The 16,318-nt window shown below is 65.0% G+C and carries 14 protein-coding genes; 7 read left to right on the top strand and 7 right to left on the bottom strand.

All coding sequences use genetic code 11. The features are described 5' to 3' along the window. The first annotated feature begins 89 nt into the window (after positions 1-89). Genes ftsE through WFP44_RS10940 form a run of 4 tightly spaced genes read left to right on the top strand, consistent with a single transcriptional unit; the run spans position 90 to position 2,966 of the window. Positions 90-815: a cell division ATP-binding protein FtsE gene (gene ftsE / locus WFP44_RS10925; RefSeq protein ID WP_336926593.1), complete on the top strand. Its 726-nt coding sequence runs from the start codon at positions 90-92 to the stop codon at positions 813-815. Beyond that, on the top strand, positions 812-1,726 hold the full coding sequence (locus tag WFP44_RS10930; RefSeq protein WP_336926594.1) for a cell division protein FtsX: 915 nt from the start codon (positions 812-814) through the stop codon (positions 1,724-1,726). Before ftsE ends, WFP44_RS10930 begins: the two co-directional genes overlap by 4 nt. Then, a complete protein-coding gene (locus WFP44_RS10935) occupies positions 1,723-2,247 on the top strand; it encodes a YdcF family protein (protein WP_336926595.1) in 525 nt (174 codons plus the stop codon). Before WFP44_RS10930 ends, WFP44_RS10935 begins: the two co-directional genes overlap by 4 nt. Positions 2,248-2,270: 23 nt before the next feature. Next, positions 2,271-2,966 carry a lysophospholipid acyltransferase family protein gene (locus tag WFP44_RS10940; protein WP_336926596.1) on the top strand — a complete coding sequence of 232 codons (696 nt, stop codon included), beginning with the start codon at positions 2,271-2,273 and terminating at the stop codon, positions 2,964-2,966. Here the strand turns inward: WFP44_RS10940 and WFP44_RS10945 are convergent. Then, a complete protein-coding gene (locus WFP44_RS10945; RefSeq protein ID WP_336926597.1) occupies positions 2,963-3,682 on the bottom strand; it encodes an Nmad3 family putative nucleotide modification protein in 720 nt (239 codons plus the stop codon). The genes WFP44_RS10940 and WFP44_RS10945 overlap by 4 nt on opposite strands. Before the next feature lie 59 nt (positions 3,683-3,741). Between WFP44_RS10945 and WFP44_RS10950 the strand changes: the two genes are divergently transcribed. The 3 genes from WFP44_RS10950 (at position 3,742) to WFP44_RS10960 (ending at position 5,886) form a co-directional block, all read left to right on the top strand. Beyond that, positions 3,742-4,635, top strand: a complete 894-nt coding sequence (locus WFP44_RS10950; protein ID WP_336926598.1) for an MBL fold metallo-hydrolase — start codon at positions 3,742-3,744, stop codon at positions 4,633-4,635. Between the two features lie 69 nt (positions 4,636-4,704). Beyond that, positions 4,705-5,259: a dCTP deaminase gene (dcd, locus tag WFP44_RS10955; RefSeq protein ID WP_336919330.1), complete on the top strand. Its 555-nt coding sequence runs from the start codon at positions 4,705-4,707 to the stop codon at positions 5,257-5,259. A gap of 30 nt (positions 5,260-5,289) precedes the next feature. Continuing rightward, positions 5,290-5,886, top strand: coding sequence for a nuclear transport factor 2 family protein (locus tag WFP44_RS10960; RefSeq protein ID WP_336926599.1), 597 nt, complete (start codon positions 5,290-5,292; stop codon positions 5,884-5,886). A gap of 49 nt (positions 5,887-5,935) precedes the next feature. On the opposite strand, the gene WFP44_RS10965 is transcribed toward WFP44_RS10960, so the two are convergent. The 6 genes from WFP44_RS10965 to rpoC form a co-directional block, all read right to left on the bottom strand. Continuing rightward, the gene (locus WFP44_RS10965) at positions 5,936-8,068 is read right to left on the bottom strand and encodes a TonB-dependent receptor (RefSeq protein ID WP_377923083.1); all 2,133 of its coding nucleotides are present in this window, start codon (positions 8,066-8,068) and stop codon (positions 5,936-5,938) included. A gap of 174 nt (positions 8,069-8,242) precedes the next feature. Next, positions 8,243-9,577, bottom strand: coding sequence for a glutamate--tRNA ligase (gene gltX / locus WFP44_RS10970; RefSeq protein WP_336926601.1), 1,335 nt, complete (start codon positions 9,575-9,577; stop codon positions 8,243-8,245). A 51-nt stretch (positions 9,578-9,628) separates the two neighbouring features. Then, positions 9,629-10,105, bottom strand: coding sequence for a hypothetical protein (locus WFP44_RS10975; protein ID WP_336926602.1), 477 nt, complete (start codon positions 10,103-10,105; stop codon positions 9,629-9,631). 94 nt (positions 10,106-10,199) lie between these two features. Further along, positions 10,200-11,309 carry an NADH:flavin oxidoreductase gene (locus WFP44_RS10980; protein ID WP_336926603.1) on the bottom strand — a complete coding sequence of 370 codons (1,110 nt, stop codon included), beginning with the start codon at positions 11,307-11,309 and terminating at the stop codon, positions 10,200-10,202. An 87-nt stretch (positions 11,310-11,396) separates the two neighbouring features. Continuing rightward, positions 11,397-11,873, bottom strand: coding sequence for a hypothetical protein (locus WFP44_RS10985; RefSeq protein WP_336926604.1), 477 nt, complete (start codon positions 11,871-11,873; stop codon positions 11,397-11,399). Between the two features lie 113 nt (positions 11,874-11,986). Continuing rightward, a complete protein-coding gene (rpoC, locus tag WFP44_RS10990) occupies positions 11,987-16,261 on the bottom strand; it encodes a DNA-directed RNA polymerase subunit beta' (RefSeq protein WP_336926605.1) in 4,275 nt (1,424 codons plus the stop codon). Between the last annotated feature and the right edge of the window lie 57 nt (positions 16,262-16,318).

The following is a 16,318-nucleotide window of genomic DNA, read 5'->3' on the forward strand; positions in this document are numbered from 1 at the left end:
GCCGTGGCTTTTTTCCACATCGAACACCGGCTATAGCCCGCCGAGATGCCATTGCCTGCCGCCATGCCCCCTTCCCGGACCACCCGCGCATGACCGCGGGCGAGGCGGGCATTGTCCAGTTCGACAATGTCGGGCTGCGTTACGGCGCGGATCGTGAAGTGCTGAGCGATGTGTCCTTCACGCTGTTTCCGGGCAGCTTCTATTTCCTCACCGGGGCCAGCGGGGCAGGGAAAACCAGCCTGCTGAAGCTGCTCTATCTGGCGCAAAGGCCGGGGCGGGGCATGATCCGGATGTTCGGGCAGGATGTGATCACCCTGCCGCGCGCGCGCCTGCCCGCCTTTCGCCGCCGCATCGGCACGGTGTTTCAGGATTTCCGGCTGGTGCCGCACCTTTCCGCCTTCGACAATGTTGCACTGCCGCTGCGCATTGCGGGCATGGACGAAGCAGCCGTGCGCAAGCCCGTGGCCGATATGCTCGAATGGGTGGGCCTCGATCACCGCGCCGAAGCGCGGCCCGAAACGCTTTCGGGCGGGGAGCAACAGCGCGTGGCGATTGCCCGCGCCGTGATCACGCGTCCGCAATTGCTGGTGGCGGACGAGCCGACCGGCAATGTCGATCCCGACATGGCGCTGAAATTGCTGCGCCTTTTCGATTCGCTCAACCGGCTCGGCACCACGGTGGTGGTGGCGACGCACGATGTGCATTTGCTGCGCAAGGTGCCCGATTCGCTCATCATGCGGCTGGACAAGGGCCGGCTGTCCGATCCCACCGGCGCGCTGCGCTATCCGCCACGCCGGGGGAGTTTCGAGGCATGAGCTGGCGCCGCCATGCAGACAGGCTGGGCGGGGATGCGGCGCGCATATTGCCGCAGGCGCGGCTGGCCGGGCCAATGCCCTGGGTGATTGCGATCATGACATCGCTTACCGTGATCGCACTGGCAGGCGGGCTCGCGCTGGCGAATCTGGCGGAGCAGGCGCGCAGCGAGATCGCGGGCGGGCTGACGGTGCAGGTGGTCGAGGCCAATAGGGCCGAGCGTGACCGGCAGGCCGAAACCGCCATCGCCATCCTGTCCGCGCGTGACGATGTGGCGAGCGTGCGCCGCGTGAGCGAGGAGGAACTGGCAAAGCTGATCGAGCCATGGCTCGGCGGCGCGGGGGCAGGCGGCAGCGCGGGGGCAATCCCCACGCCGGCCCTCATCGATGTGCGGCTGCGCGGCGCGGTGACCGAGGCGCGGTTGACGGATCTGCGCAGCACGCTGGCTACGCAAGCGCCCGCCGCGCGCGTGGATGCGCAGGCCGAATGGCTCCGGCCGGTCTTTGGCGCGATCACCTCGCTGCAATATCTGGCGCTGGGCCTTGTCCTGCTGCTGGCGGCCACCAGCGCGGCGGCCGTGTGGCTGGCGGCGCGCAGCGCGCTGGGCACCAATCGCGACACGATCGAGGTGATCCATCACCTGGGCGGCACCGACAGCCAGATTGCCGCCATCTTTCAGCGCGCGATTGGCCTTGATGCCATGGCGGGCGGAGCGGCGGGCCTGGTGCTGGCGCTGGGCGCGATCCTGCTGCTGGGCCAGCAATTTGCAGGCTTGGGATCGGGTCTGGTCGCAGGCGGCGGCCTTGGCCCCGTCGATTGGGTGCTGATCGCCTGCGTCCCGCTGGCAGGTGTGGCGCTGGCCATGCTGACCGCACGGCTGACCGTGCTCGCCGCCTTGAGGCGCAGCCTGTGATCGGGCGCATTCTGGCCTTTGCCGCGCTGCTGTGGGCGCTGGGTTTCGTCTGGTTCGGCGTGGCACTGCCCAGCCCTGCGGGGGATGAGCGCACGGCGGCAATTGTGGTGCCCACCGGCAGCGGCGGGCGGATCGAGCGCGGCATTGCCCTGCTGCGGCAGGGCGCATCCCCGCAAATGCTCGTCACCGGTGTCGATCCCGATGTGCGCCCGGCCGAATTCATGGCCGAATACCGGGTGGAACCGGCGCTGATGGATTGCTGCATCACGCTGGGCTTCTCCGCGCTCGACACGCGCGGCAATGCGCGCGAAGCTGCCGAATGGGTGGCGGCCCGCGAAGTCGCCTCGCTGCGGCTGGTGACCGCCGACTGGCATATGCGCCGCGCCGCGATCGAGCTGGGCGAACGCCTGCCAAAGGGCGTGACCGTGCTGCGTGACGGAGTGCCCACACGGCCCAGCTTCGTCACCCTGTTCCGCGAATATCACAAGTTCCTGGCCGCCTGGTTTCTGGCCATCATCTGAACCCCTGTTTGGAAAGTGCCTGCGTGCTGATCATCCGCAACATCCTGTTCTACATCGCGTTTTATGGCGGATCGGTCTTTTTCGTGCTGAAGGCCGTGCTGAATCTGGGCAACCGCGCGCGGCTGCGCCGGGCGTGCGATGCGTGGGGCACCTGGCACCGCGTCTGTGCCGAGCGGCTGCTGGGCATCCGTGTAGTGGTCGAAGGCGAAATGGTGGAAGGCGCGGCGCTCTATGTGATGAAGCACGAAAGCTTTTTCGAAGCGATCGATATGCCGCATCTGTTCGATTTCCCCGCACCCTTCGGCAAGAAGGAGCTGTTCGCCATCCCCGGCTGGGGCCGTGCGGCAGAGGTTTATGGCGGGATCGAAGTGGCGCGCGACGAGGGCGCGAAGACCTTGCGCAAGATGCTGAAACAGGCGCGCGAGCGGATAGCGGAAGGGCGCCCCATGGTGCTGTTCCCCGAAGGCACGCGCGTTCCGCACGGCACACGCCCGCCGCTGAAATCGGGCTTTGCCGCGCTCTACAAGATGCTGGGCGTGCCGGTGGTGCCGGTGGCGGTGAACAGCGGGCCGCTCTATCACCGGCGGTGGAAAGTGCCGGGCACGATTACCTACCGCATCGGCCAACCGATCCCCGCAGGTCTGCCGCGCGAGGAGGCCGAAGCGCTGGTGGTGGAGGCGATCAACGCGCTCAACGCGCCCGCAATGGACGCAGGCTAGGCCATCAGCGCCAGCATCCGATGCGCCCAGGCGTGCGCAGCTGCATCATCGCCAGCATCGCCCACGAATTCCTGCCCGCGCGCGGCGCTTTGCAGCAGGCCCTCGCCCTGCCAGCGGGGGCCGGGGGGATGATAGGTGAGGCCCGCCCGCGCGATCCATTCGGGCACGCGCCACAGGCTGGGGCGGCTGTCGCTGGCGGAGAGTTGCAGTTCGGGATGCGCTGTGCGCGCCCGCCCACCCGGCCCGCGCCAGATGGCGTCATTGCTGCCATGCGCGGCCAAAGCGTGCGGATGGTTCAGCGCCGCCAGACTGGCCATGGCCGGATCGCCCACGCGCACCACATCCTCGACAAACATCCATCCGAAAATGCGGTGATGGGGTGCAGCGCCTTCGGCACGGAACAGGCCGAAAAACAGGAACAGATCGCCCGGCCCCACACCCCGCTTTTCCAGATGCGCCTGCGCCGCGCCGCATTGGCCCAGCGCGCAGCGCCCGTCAGCGGTGAACAGCGGGTCGTGATGCGCCAGATCATCGCCCGTCACGCGGCCCCGGCTGGCGCGAAGCGCGTGGTCTGCCATGCCCAGCGCGGCATAGGATGTGCCCGGCCTCCCCCTTCCCGCCGGGATCGGCAGACTGATGGGCACGCCCCCCACAATCGGCGAAGGCCCGCCGCCAGCGGTGGAATCAAAACCCTTGCGGCTCAGCACGATCTTCATCGCCGCGCACCCTAGCGCAGGCGTGTGCCGCGCACTAGGATCACCGGCGGGAGAGACAGATGCAGCCAATCAAACTGGGGCGGATAACCGTCCACAAGGTGCACGAAATGGATTCGCCCACGCCGCTGCTGGTGCAGTTGCCGGGGGTGACCGCCGCCGATCTGGCGCGGCTGAAACGCTGGTACGACCCCGGCGATGACGAATTGACCGACGATCCCGAAAGCAGCCGCATGACCTTTGGCGTGCACAGTTTCGTGATCGAGGTGGGCGGCCAGACCATCCTGATCGACACGTGCTGCGGCAATCACAAGGACCGCTCCCTGCCCGAAGTGCACCAGCTCCATACCGATTACCTCGGCAATTTGCGCCGCGCAGGCTTTGCGCCGGAAGATATCGATCTGGTGATGTGCACCCATCTGCATTTCGACCATGTCGGCTGGAACACGCGGCTGGACGGGGGCAAATGGGTGCCCACTTTCCCCAATGCGCGTTACCTGTTCGGGAAGCGCGATTACGCCTATTTCGTGGAGAACCCCGAAGGCGAGGCGCTGCATTACGAGGCCTTCCGCGATTCCATCGCGCCGGTGATGGAGGCGGGGCAAGGCATTCTGGTGGACGAGGATCATGTCGCCCACCGCGAAATTGGCGACGGTGTGTGGCTGGAGCCTGCCTTTGGCCATTCGCCCGGCTGCTGCACCGTGCACGCGCAGGCAGGCGGCGAGGCGGCGATTTTCTGGGGCGATGTAATTCACCACCCCTTGCAGATGATCCGCTATGATCTGCCCTTCGCGTTTGACGCCGATGCACGCCAGGCCAGCGCCACGCGGCAGCGGGTGATGGCAAAGGCGGCCGAGGAAGACCTGCTGTGCTTCCCCGCGCATTTCCGCAAGACCAGCGCAGGCCGCGTGAAGGCGGATGGCGATGCCTATCGCTACGAATGGGTGCCGGAATAGGGGATAAACCTGGCGGGCCTGCGCCCCGCGCCCTTGCCCTTGCCCGCTGCATCGGGAATCCCCTTCGCCATGGCTATTCTTTCGGACAAATGGATTCGCGAACAGGCGCTCACCCACGGCATGATCGAGCCGTTTGTGGAGGCGCAGCGGCGCGATGGCTGCATCTCCTATGGCCTGTCCAGCTATGGCTATGACGCGCGGGTGGCGCCCGAATTCAAGATTTTCACCAATGTCGATTCCAGCGTGGTCGATCCCAAACAGTTTGATCCGAAGAGTTTTGTCGACCGGGAAACCGATGTCTGCATCATCCCGCCCAATTCCTTCGCCTTGGCGCGCACGGTCGAATATTTCCGCGTGCCGCGCGATGTTCTGGTGATCTGCCTTGGCAAGAGCACTTATGCCCGCTGCGGCATCATCGTGAATGTGACCCCGCTCGAACCGGGCTGGGAAGGCCATGTGACGCTGGAGTTTTCGAACACCACGCCGCTGCCCGCCAAGATCTACGCCAATGAGGGCGCGTGCCAGTTCCTGTTCCTGCAGGGGAACGAGCCGTGCGAGGTCAGCTATGCCGACCGGGCGGGCAAATATATGGGCCAGCAGGGGGTCACGCTGCCCCGGCTCTGATATTCACGGTCTGACGGGAGAGGAAAGACCATGCCAACCACCGAAGAGCTTTTGGCCCGGATCGAAGCGCTGGAAGCACGCGCGCAGGCGGCGGAAGATTACCGCGACCTCATGAACCTGCAGGCCGCCTATGGCTATTATGTGGACAAGGGACTGTGGGACAATGCGGCCGATCTGTTTGCCACAGATGGCACGCTGGAAATTGCCGGGCGCGGCATATTTGTGGGGCGCGAACGGGTGCGCGCATACCTGCACCATCTGCCGCCTTACGAACACGGCACGCTTTACAACCATATGCAATTGCAGCCGGTGATCCATATCGACAGCGCGGCGGGCACCGCCAAAGGCCGCTGGCGCACGCTGATGATGGTGGGCTGGCTGGGCAAGGAAGGCCGCTGGGGCGAGGCGACTTACGAGAACAGCTACAAGCGCGAGGGCGGCAAATGGCGCATCGCATCGCTGCACGGCATCATCAATTTCTACTGCGAATATGATGAAGGCTGGCACCGCGGCGGGGTGAAGCTGCTGCGATCGATCAGCGGCCTTGCCCCCGATCTGCCGCCGTCACTGGAATACGAAGCCTTCCCCGAACCGGTCATCGCCCCGTTCCATTACGACGAAGTATGATGGAGGCGGCAGCGGGGCCATAATTGCCGCCGCCTCCAACTGCGTTCGCCTACAGCCGCGTGCGCAGGCTGATGCGGAAATTGCGGCCCGCCAGCGGCACGAATTCCTTGGTGTAGCTGGCGTGGCGGCGGCCTTCGGTATCGAAGATGTTGTTTGCCTGTAGCAGCACGGTGATGCGCTGATCGGCAAAGGGCCGGATGGCGGCGGACAGGTTCACATGGGCGAAGCTGTCGGTCGGCGTTTCTTCGGGCGAGATGCGGTTTTGCGCATCGTTCCATTCCACCTCGCCGCGCAGGTCCACCGCGCTACCCTGCCATTCGAGCGCACCCATCAGGCTGAGCGGCGGGATCCGCGGCACGGGTGATCCATCGTCCAGCGTGGCGCGGATATAGCTGCCCCGCAGATCGCTCACCAGCGTGCCGCCGCCGAGGCGCGCCAGCGGGAAGCTGGCTTCGCCTTCCACGCCGAACCAATTCGCATCCTGCTGCAGGAACTGGAACAGCGGCAGCTCGTCTTCCTCCAGCCCTGTATCGGACAGGTAGATGAAGTTGTCGAACCAGTTGCGATAGACCGCCAGACTCAGATCCGCCCCGCCCAAAGTGGCGCGGGCATAGGCTTCCAGACCCCATGCCGCTTCCTTGGCAAGATCGGGATCGCCCAGTTCGTATTGGCTGGTGGCGATATGCGGGCCATCGGCAAACAGCTCCTCTGCCGAAGGTGCGCGCTGCGACCGGCTGACATTGAGGCCGGTGCGGATGCCGGAATCGAACGTCCAGGAAAGCCCCAGCGCACCCGAGACGGTATCGAACCGGCGCACGGTGTTGGTGGGGGAAAGCTCCTGGCGCGTGCGTTCGTAGCGCGCGCCCAGTTCCACCTCGAACGGCCCCTTGCGCACTTCCTGTAGCGTGAAGAGGGCGAACTGGTCGGTGGTGTTGGGCTGCACGAAGGCCTCGGCACCGATAGCCTCGAAATCGCGGTGGAAGAACTGTATCCCCACCGATCCGCGCAAGGTGGCGTTGGTGCCAAGCGACTGTTCGCCCTGGATCATCTCCATCCGCCCTTCGATGCCTTGCACATCGAACACGGTGCCCACTTCCTCGCCTTCCAGCTCGGTATGGGTGTAGTTCGAATAGCCGACGCGCGTGACCAGATCGTGGAAGAACCCGTCGCTCAAATGGAATTGTCCGCGCAGATCGGCACGGAATTGCTTCAAGGCGATGGAGACCGACTCATCGCCATGTTCGTGTCCATCGTCATGGTCGTGATCGTGATCGTGATCATCGTCATGCTCGTCCTCATGATGGTGATGCGCTCCGGGAGCGAGCGGCACGCCGTAGAGGCTGTTGTAATAGCCCACCGACATACCGAAACTGTCGAGCCCGGAAAACCAGGTGAGGCCCGTGCCCAGCGAATAGGTGCGCGTGGCGCTGCCGGGCAGGCGGCCGCGGATATTGGCCGCCTCGATCAGCTCGGCGGCCTCGTCGTCATGGCCTTCCTCCGCCTCCCCCTCGGCCTCTTCCAGCAACTGGGCGCGCAGGCGCGGGGACAGGGCAAAACCGGCAATCGAAAGGTCGCCGGTCTCACGATAGGAGCCATCGGCGTGCCAGACAACATAATCGCCCAGCGCCAGATCGAGGCTGGCGCCTGCTTCGCGCAGATTGCTGGCGGTATCGGCAGAAAGCACCCCGTCAAAGCGGTAACCGCCTTCGGGCTTTTCATGCGGAATCCGCCGGTCGATCACATTCACCGCGCCGCCAATGGCGGACGAGCCGTAAATCAGCACGGCCGGGCCGCGCAGCACTTCGATCGATTCCGCCGTCAACGGGTCGATCGACACGGCGTGATCCACGCTGGTGTTGGAGGCATCGATATTGCCGATCCCGTCCACCAGCACGCGCACGCGCTCCCCCTGTAAACCGCGCAGCACCGGGCGGCTGGAACCGGGGGCGAAGCCGGTGGCGGACACGCCGGGCAATTGCGCCAGCACATCGCCAATCTGGCCCGCCATATTGCGCTGCAATTCAGCCTCGCTCACCACCGATGTGCCTGCCAGCATATCCAGCCGCGCCAGCCCGCCTGCCGTCACCACGATGGTGTCCTCTGTCTCCGCGCCGTGCGGATCGTGCGTGTGCGGCAAAGGGGCGGCGGCATCCTGCGCCATCAGGCTGGTGGGCGCGGCCAATGCCAGCAGCGATGCGGACAGGGCAAGCGAACGGGAAAACGGAATCATGGGCGGGCAAACTCGCAGGTTAGTTATGTAATGGTATATCATGCCCATTTGCACGGAACACGCGCGATGCCAAGACCCTTTTTGCATCGCACAATCGATGAGGTCGGCCCGGTCGCGGGGCGAAGATCAGGAGGCGAGCGCCGCGCGTTCCAGTCGGGCTTGCGCCTCACCCGCGCCGATCAGCGGCAAGAGGCTTGCCATGTCGGGCCCGTGATCGCGCCCGGTCAGCGCCAGCCGCAGCGGCAGGAACAGCGCCTTGCCCTTGCGTTCGGTCGTGGATTTGAGGGCGGAGGTCAATGCGGCCCAATCGGCCCCTGTAACGGCCAGCGTGCGCGCCGCTTCCTGCAGAAAGGCGCGGTCGCCCTCGTCCGGCGCGGGCACGGCGATGGGGCCGGTGACAACCGCCCACCATTCCGCCGCATCGGCCAGCACGGTGACATTGGGCCGGATCGCCAGCCACGCCGCCTCGTCCATTCCCTGCGGCAGGCGATCCGCCACATCGGCATAGGACAAGGCGTGGATCAGCGCGGTGTTGAGGCGCGCCAGTTCTTCCTCGTCAAACCGGGCAGGTGCGCGGCCAAAGGTGGACAGGTCGAAACCGGCGGCCAGCACCGCGCGGTCGGCAACCGGTTCCACCGGCTGCGACGTGCCCAGCCGCGCCAGCAGCGCGATCAGCGCCTGCGGCTCGATCCCGCGCTCCCGAAAGGCGGCAACGCCCAGCGATCCCAGCCGCTTGGACAATTTGCCTTCGCTGCCCACCAGCAAGGCCTCGTGCGCGAAGCGGGGCGGCGCGGCTCCCAATGCGGTGAACATCTGGATCTGCGAGGCAGTGTTGGACACGTGATCTTCCCCGCGCAGCACATCGGTGACGCCCATCGCAATATCGTCGATCACCGAAGGCAGCATATAGAGCCAGCTGCCATCGGCGCGGCGGATTACCGGATCGGACATCTGCGCCGGGTCGAATTTCTGCGACCCCCGCACGCCATCGTCCCAGCGGATCGGCTCATCATGGTTGAGCAGGAAACGCCAGTGCGGCGCTTCGCCGGCGGCGGCCTTGGCGGCGTGATCGTCTTCGGTCAGCTTCAACGCGGCCCGGTCATAAACCGGCGGCAGGCCGCGCCCCAGCGCCACCTTGCGCTTGAGGTCGAGTTCCTGCGCAGTTTCATAGCAGCGGTAGACGCGCCCCGCGGCCTTAAGCCGTTCGAACGCGTCCTCGTAAATCGCCAGCCGGGCCGATTGCCGTTCCTCCCCATCGGGATGGAGGCCCAGCCAGGCAAGATCGGCGCGGATCGCGTCGACATATTCCTCGCGGCTGCGCGCTGAATCGGTATCGTCGATGCGCAGCAGGAAGCGACCGCTCGCCTTCTGGGCAAGCAGCCAGTTGTGCAGCGCGGTGCGGATATTGCCGATATGCAGCGTACCGGTGGGCGAAGGGGCGAAACGGGTGGTGGTAGCCATGATCGCGCCGCTATAGCGCAGCGCGCGATCAATACCAGCATGGGTGCCCGTTCAGGCAACGCTGCCACCCTCCGGCCCGCGCCAGCTTGCGGCCAGCCGCACCGCCAGATCGAATAACGCATCGTGGTGCGCGGACGGGATGAAGCCGGCAAGCTGGTGGCCGAAATCCCACCGGTTGGCGCGTGCGGCTGCCGCAACCATCGCGGCCAGCGTCACTTCATCGGGCGAGGCCAGCCCGCAGCACGGGCGCAGCACCTGCACGCGTTCGGGCCAGGCATTGCCTGCCGCGTCGGCAAAGGCGATCAGGCTGCGCACCGCATCGACGCTGCCCAGGTGCCGCAGCAAATCGGGCAGGGGATCGCTGCCCCGGCTGCTGTGCGCGGCGAGGATGCGAATGGCTCTGACCGTGTCGCGCCCCAGGGCGCCGCAGTCCGCCAATTGCGGGGGCTGCGCCATGCGATCCACAAGCGCACGCCGCGCAGGATTGATTGCGGACGGATCGGGGCGGCACGGACGAGGAGCAGGCATGGCAGACCTTTCTTGCGAACGATTCGCAGAAACTTTACCTGCTCTTCTCCGGATAGCAATGCGAATAATTCGCAATAGCGTTAGGTGAGGGGCGTCACACCAGTTCCGCCATCGCCGCCGGGTTGAAATCCTCCAGCTCGCTTATCCGCCCTTCGCGCACCTTTTGCGCCCAATGCGCATCGCTCAGCAGCGCGCGGCCCACCGCGATCAGGTCAAATTCGCCGCGCTCCATGCGTGCGATCAGCGGCTCCAGCCCGGCGGCGGCGGATGTCTGCCCGGAAAAGGCGCCGAAGAAATCGCTCGACAGGCCCACCGAACCCACGCTGATCGTGGGAAGGCCAGTGATCTTCTTGGCCCATCCGGCAAAGTTCAGCCCTTCCTCGCCATCGACTTCGGGAAATTCCGGTTCCCAGAAACGGCGCTGCGAGCAATGGAAGATATCGACGCCCGCTTGCGCCAGCGGGGCGAGCCATTGCTCCATCTCCGCGGGTGTCGGGGCGAGCCGCGCGGTGTAATCCTGTTGCTTCCATTGGCTGAGGCGCAGGATGATCGGGTAATCCGCGCCCACCTCGGCCCGGATCGCGGCGACCACTTCGGCGGCAAAGCGGCTGCGCCCCCCAATTGTGGTGCCACCCCAGCGATCATTGCGCTGGTTGGTGCCCGCCCAGAAGAACTGGTCGATCAGATAGCCGTGCGCGCCGTGGATCTCGACCGTGTCGAAGCCCAGCGCCTGCGCCGCCTTGGCCGACCGGGCAAAGGCGTGGACGGTATCGGCGATGGCCTCCTCGCTCATCGGTTCGCCCACCTTCTCATCGGGCTTGTTGAGACCGCTGGGCGTGTCGAGCGCGGGCCGTGCGAAAGAGGGGTCGGCGGTTGTGCCGCCGGTGTGCCAGATTTGCGGGCCCATCTTGCCGCCTGCTTCGTGCACCGCATCGATCACACCCTTCCAACCGGCCAGCGCGGCATCGCCGTGGAAGAAGGGGATATGCGGCAGATTGCGGCTGGCCGGGCGATCCACCACCGTGCCTTCGGACAGGATCAGGCCCACTTCGCCTTCCGCCCGCCGCCGGTAATAGGCCGCATTGGCTGGCCCCGGCACGCCATCGGGGGCCATGTTGCGTGTCATCGGGGCCATGACGATGCGGTTCTTGAGGGTCAGTTTGGACGAAGCGAAGGGCTGGAACAGGATCGAGGTGTCGGTCATCGGGGGGATACTTTCGCTGTGCAAGGCAACGTGCATCTGGGGATTGGTGGCGCGCGCTCAAGGGGCCTTGGGCGGCTGAAAGAAACCCTATTGGCTGAACAAGAGCACGCTGCGATCTGGCCCGGAAATCGCGATGCCGTTTGCGGGGGTGCGGCCAATTGTGTCTGCCTCGCGCAGCGCTGTGAACACATCCGCCACGCGCGGCGGCATGGCGATGGCGCAGATCGGCGGGGGCGGGTTTCCGGCTTCGGACGGCGAGATTTCGGCCCCTGCCTGTGCGCTGGAATAGCGCAGTCCATCAATACGGTAGGCCAGCACCATGCCGGCGCAGCGCGGCTCCGCCCAGATTTCCGCGTCGCTGGCACTCAGCGCGATGCCATAGGTTTCGTTCAGCTCCTCCCCATCGATCCCGGCGACGCGCCATTCGCCTGCCAAGGTGGCGACTTCAGCCAGAGGCATGGCGGCGGGGCGCTCGTCGCCCTCGGTCACGGCCGGAGGCGGCGGCGCCGCCTGCTGCGAACAAGCGGCGAGCAGGATGACGGCCAAGGCGGGAAGTGCACGCATGGACGCTATACTCGGCGCATCGCCATCGGTTCCGCAAGCCCGAATGCGAAAAGCCCCGCCAGATTGCTCCGGCGGGGCTTGTTCTGTCGTGCTGCTGGTATGCGGAGAGTAGATTACTCCTCGCCCGCATCCTCGGCAGCATTGTCGTCCATGTCGGCTTCCGCCACCGCAGCGCCGCCCATTGCAGCCATGGCCGCCTTCATCGCGTCCTCGCTCGGCACGGCATCGGCAGGCTCTTCCGCTTCGGCCACCGGCAGCGAGGCTTCGGCCATGCGGCGATACTGCGCGCGCAGCGCCGCGTCGCGGCTGTTCGCCGTCACGCGCAGGCGGTTGAGGCCTGCGCCCGTGCCCGCCGGGATCAGGCGGCCCACGATGACGTTTTCCTTCAGGCCGATAAGCGAATCCTTCTTGCCTTCAACCGCCGCCTGCGTGAGCACGCGGGTGGTTTCCTGGAAGGATGCGGCCGAAATGAAGCTGCGCGTTTGCAGGCTCGCCTTGGTGATGCCCAGCAGCACCGGAGTGCCCGTGGCATGGCGGCCGCCCTTGGGCACCTTGGCGTTCATTTCGTCCATTTCCTGACGGTCAACCTGCTCGCCCGGCAGCAGCGTGGTGTCGCCGCCATCGGTGATCTCGACCTTCTGCAGCATCTGGCGAACGATCACCTCGATGTGCTTGTCGTTGATCTTCACGCCCTGCAAGCGATAGACCTCCTGGATTTCGGCCACGAGGTATTCGGCCAGCGCTTCCACGCCCAGCACATCGAGAATGTCGTGCGGGTTGGGCGAGCCGGAAATCAGGGTGTCCCCCTTCTTCACGAAGTCGCCTTCCTGCACGTCGATCACCTTGGTCTTGGGGACCAGATATTCCACCGGATCCCCCTCTTCCGGGATGATCGCGATCTTGCGCTTGGCCTTGTAGTCGCGGACGAATTCGATGCGGCCGGAAATCTTGGCAATCACCGCATTGTCCTTGGGCACGCGTGCTTCGAACAGCTCGGCCACACGCGGCAGACCGCCGGTGATGTCGCGCGTCTTGGCCGCTTCGCGGCTGGCACGGGCCAGAATGTCGCCTGCGGCCACTTCCTGTCCGTCCTCGACCGAAAGCGTGGTGCCGGGAGCCAGCATATAACGTGCCGCCTCGGTCTCTCCGCCCGCTTCACCCAGCAGGGTCAGACGCGGACGCAGGTCTTCCTTCTTGGAGCGGCCTGCGGCGCGGTATTCGATCACCACGCGCTGGGCGATACCGGTGGCATCGTCCACCCGTTCTTCCAGCGTCTTGCCTTCGACCAGATCCTGATACCGCACGATACCGGCGGTTTCGGTGATGATCGGCAGGGTGAAGGGGTCCCATTCGGCCAGGCGTTCACCTTCCTTCACCGATGCGCCATCTTCGTGCATCAGCATGGTGCCATAAGGCACACGGTGGATCGCACGTTCACGCCCTTCGGCGTCAACCAAAACCATCTCGCCCGTGCGGGCCAGCGACAGCCGGCGGCCGCGCTTGTCGGTGATCGTCGGCATATCGCGGTAGATCACCTTGCCATCGCTGATCGCTTCGAGGTGGCTGGTCTCATTGACCTGCGCCGCACCGCCGATGTGGAAGGTGCGCATGGTCAGCTGCGTGCCTGGTTCACCGATGGACTGCGCGGCGATCACGCCCACGGCCTCACCAATGTTCACCGGCGTGCCGCGCGCCAGGTCACGGCCATAGCAGGTGGCGCAGACGCCCTGTTCGGCTTCGCAGACCAGCGGCGAACGGATCTTGGCGACCACAACTTCGGCCTCCTCGATCGCCTTGACCATGTTTTCGTCCACCATCGTGCCCGCTGTCACGATCACTTCACCGGTCGAAGCGTTGAGGATGTCCTCGGCCACGGTGCGGCCCAGAATACGCTCGCCCAACGAGGCAATCACGCTGCCGCCCTGAATGATCGCGCGCATTTCGAGCGCGTTCTGCGTGCCGCAATCCTCCTCCACGATGACGCAGTCCTGCGACACATCGACCAGACGGCGCGTCAGATAGCCCGAATTCGCCGTCTTGAGCGCGGTGTCGGCCAGCCCCTTGCGCGCGCCGTGGGTGGAGTTGAAGTATTCAAGAACGGTCAGACCTTCCTTGAAGTTCGAGATGATCGGCGTTTCGATGATCTCGCCGCTCGGCTTGGCCATGAGGCCGCGCATACCCGCCAGCTGCTTCATCTGCGCCGGCGAACCACGCGCACCGGAGTGCGACATCATGTAGATCGAGTTGATCGGCTTCTGCCGCCCGTTCTCGTCCTTGGGCGTGGCGCGGATCTTGTCCATCATGGCATTCGCCACCTGGTCGCCGCAACGGCTCCACGCATCGATCACCTTGTTGTACTTTTCCTGCTGGGTGATGAAGCCGTCCTGGTACTGCTGCTCGTAATCGGCAACCAGCGCCTTGGTCTCTTCGATCAGGCCTTCCTTCTCTTCGGGAATGATCATGTCATCCTTGCCGAAGGAGATGCCCGCCTTGAACGCGTGGCGGAAGCCCAGCGCCATGATGGCGTCGGCAAACAGCACGGTGTCCTTCTGGCCGGTGTGGCGATAGACCTCGTCGATCACGTCGCCGATGTCCTTCTTGGTCAGCAGGCGGTTGACGGTTTCGAATGGCACCTTGAAGTTCTTGGGCAGGCATTCACCGATCAGCATCCGGCCCGGCGTGGTTTCCACCCGCTTCATATAGGTGTTGCCGGCTTCGTCCGTCTGCGGAACGCGGGTGGTGATCTTGGAGTGCAGCGTCACCGCGCCGACATGGAGCGCCTGATGCACTTCGTTGATATCGGCCAGGATCTTGCCTTCGCCCGGCTCACCCTCGCGGTCCATCGACAGGTAATAGAGGCCCAGCACCATGTCCTGCGACGGCACGATGATCGGCTTGCCGTTGGCGGGACTGAGGATGTTGTTGGTCGACATCATCAACACGCGCGCTTCGAGCTGCGCCTCAAGGCTCAGCGGCACGTGGACGGCCATCTGGTCACCGTCGAAGTCGGCGTTGAAGGCCGAACAGACGAGCGGGTGCAGCTGGATGGCCTTGCCTTCGATCAGCACGGGCTCGAACGCCTGAATGCCGAGGCGGTGCAGCGTGGGCGCGCGGTTCAGAAGCACCGGGTGTTCGCGGATCACTTCGTCCAGGATGTCCCAGACTTCCTTGCGTTCCTTCTCCACCCACTTCTTCGCCTGCTTCAGGGTCATCGACAGACCCTTGGCATCGAGGCGCGCATAGATGAACGGCTTGAACAGTTCGAGCGCCATCTTCTTGGGCAGGCCGCACTGGTGCAGCTTGAGTTCGGGGCCGGTCACGATGACCGAGCGGCCCGAATAGTCGACGCGCTTGCCGAGCAGGTTCTGGCGGAAGCGGCCCTGCTTGCCCTTGAGCATATCGGACAGCGACTTCAGCGGGCGCTTGTTGGCACCCGTAATCACGCGGCCGCGGCGGCCATTGTCGAACAGCGCGTCAACGGCTTCCTGCAGCATACGCTTTTCGTTGCGCACGATGATGTCGGGCGCGCGCAGTTCCATCAGCCGCTTCAGGCGGTTGTTGCGGTTGATGACGCGGCGATAGAGGTCGTTGAGGTCAGAAGTCGCAAAGCGGCCACCATCCAGCGGCACCAGCGGGCGCAGTTCCGGCGGGATGACTGGCACGACGTCGAGGATCATCCATTCAGGCTTGTTGCCGCTGTCGATGAAGCTTTCGACGACCTTCAGGCGCTTGATGATCTTCTTGGGCTTCAGCGCCGACTTGGTCGTCGCCAACTCCTCCATCAGGTCCCGACGCTCTTGCTCCAGATCGAGGTCCATCAGCATGGTCTTGACCGCCTCGGCCCCGATTCCGGCGCTGAAGGCGTCTTCGCCATACTCGTCCTGGTAATCGAGCAGCTCGTCCTCGGTCAGCAGCTGGTACTTCTCAAGCGGGGTAAGGCCCGGTTCGATCACCACATAGCTTTCGAAATAGAGGATGCGCTCAAGCTGCTTGAGCTGCATATCGAGCAGCAGGCCGATGCGCGAAGGCAGCGACTTGAGGAACCAGATATGCGCGACGGGCGCGGCCAGTTCGATATGGCCCATGCGCTCGCGGCGGACCTTGGTCACGGTCACTTCGACGCCGCATTTTTCGCACACGACGCCCTTGTACTTCATGCGCTTGTACTTGCCGCACAGGCATTCGTAATCCTTCACCGGGCCAAAGATGCGGGCGCAGAACAGGCCGTCGCGCTCCGGCTTGAAGGTCCGGTAATTGATCGTCTCGGGCTTCTTGATCTCGCCGAACGACCACGACCGGATGCGCTCCGGCGAGGCGATGCCGATCTGGATCTGGTCGAAGGTTTCCGGCTTCGCGATCTGGTTGGTGAATTTCGAAAGTTCGTTCATGTCTTAAATCCCTTGGGGAGGGTTCAACAGGGGGGCGGGGTTGAGGGCGGCACCGCA

Source organism: Alteraurantiacibacter palmitatis (assembly GCF_037154115.1).
Classification (GTDB): Bacteria; Pseudomonadota; Alphaproteobacteria; order Sphingomonadales; family Sphingomonadaceae; genus Alteraurantiacibacter; species Alteraurantiacibacter palmitatis.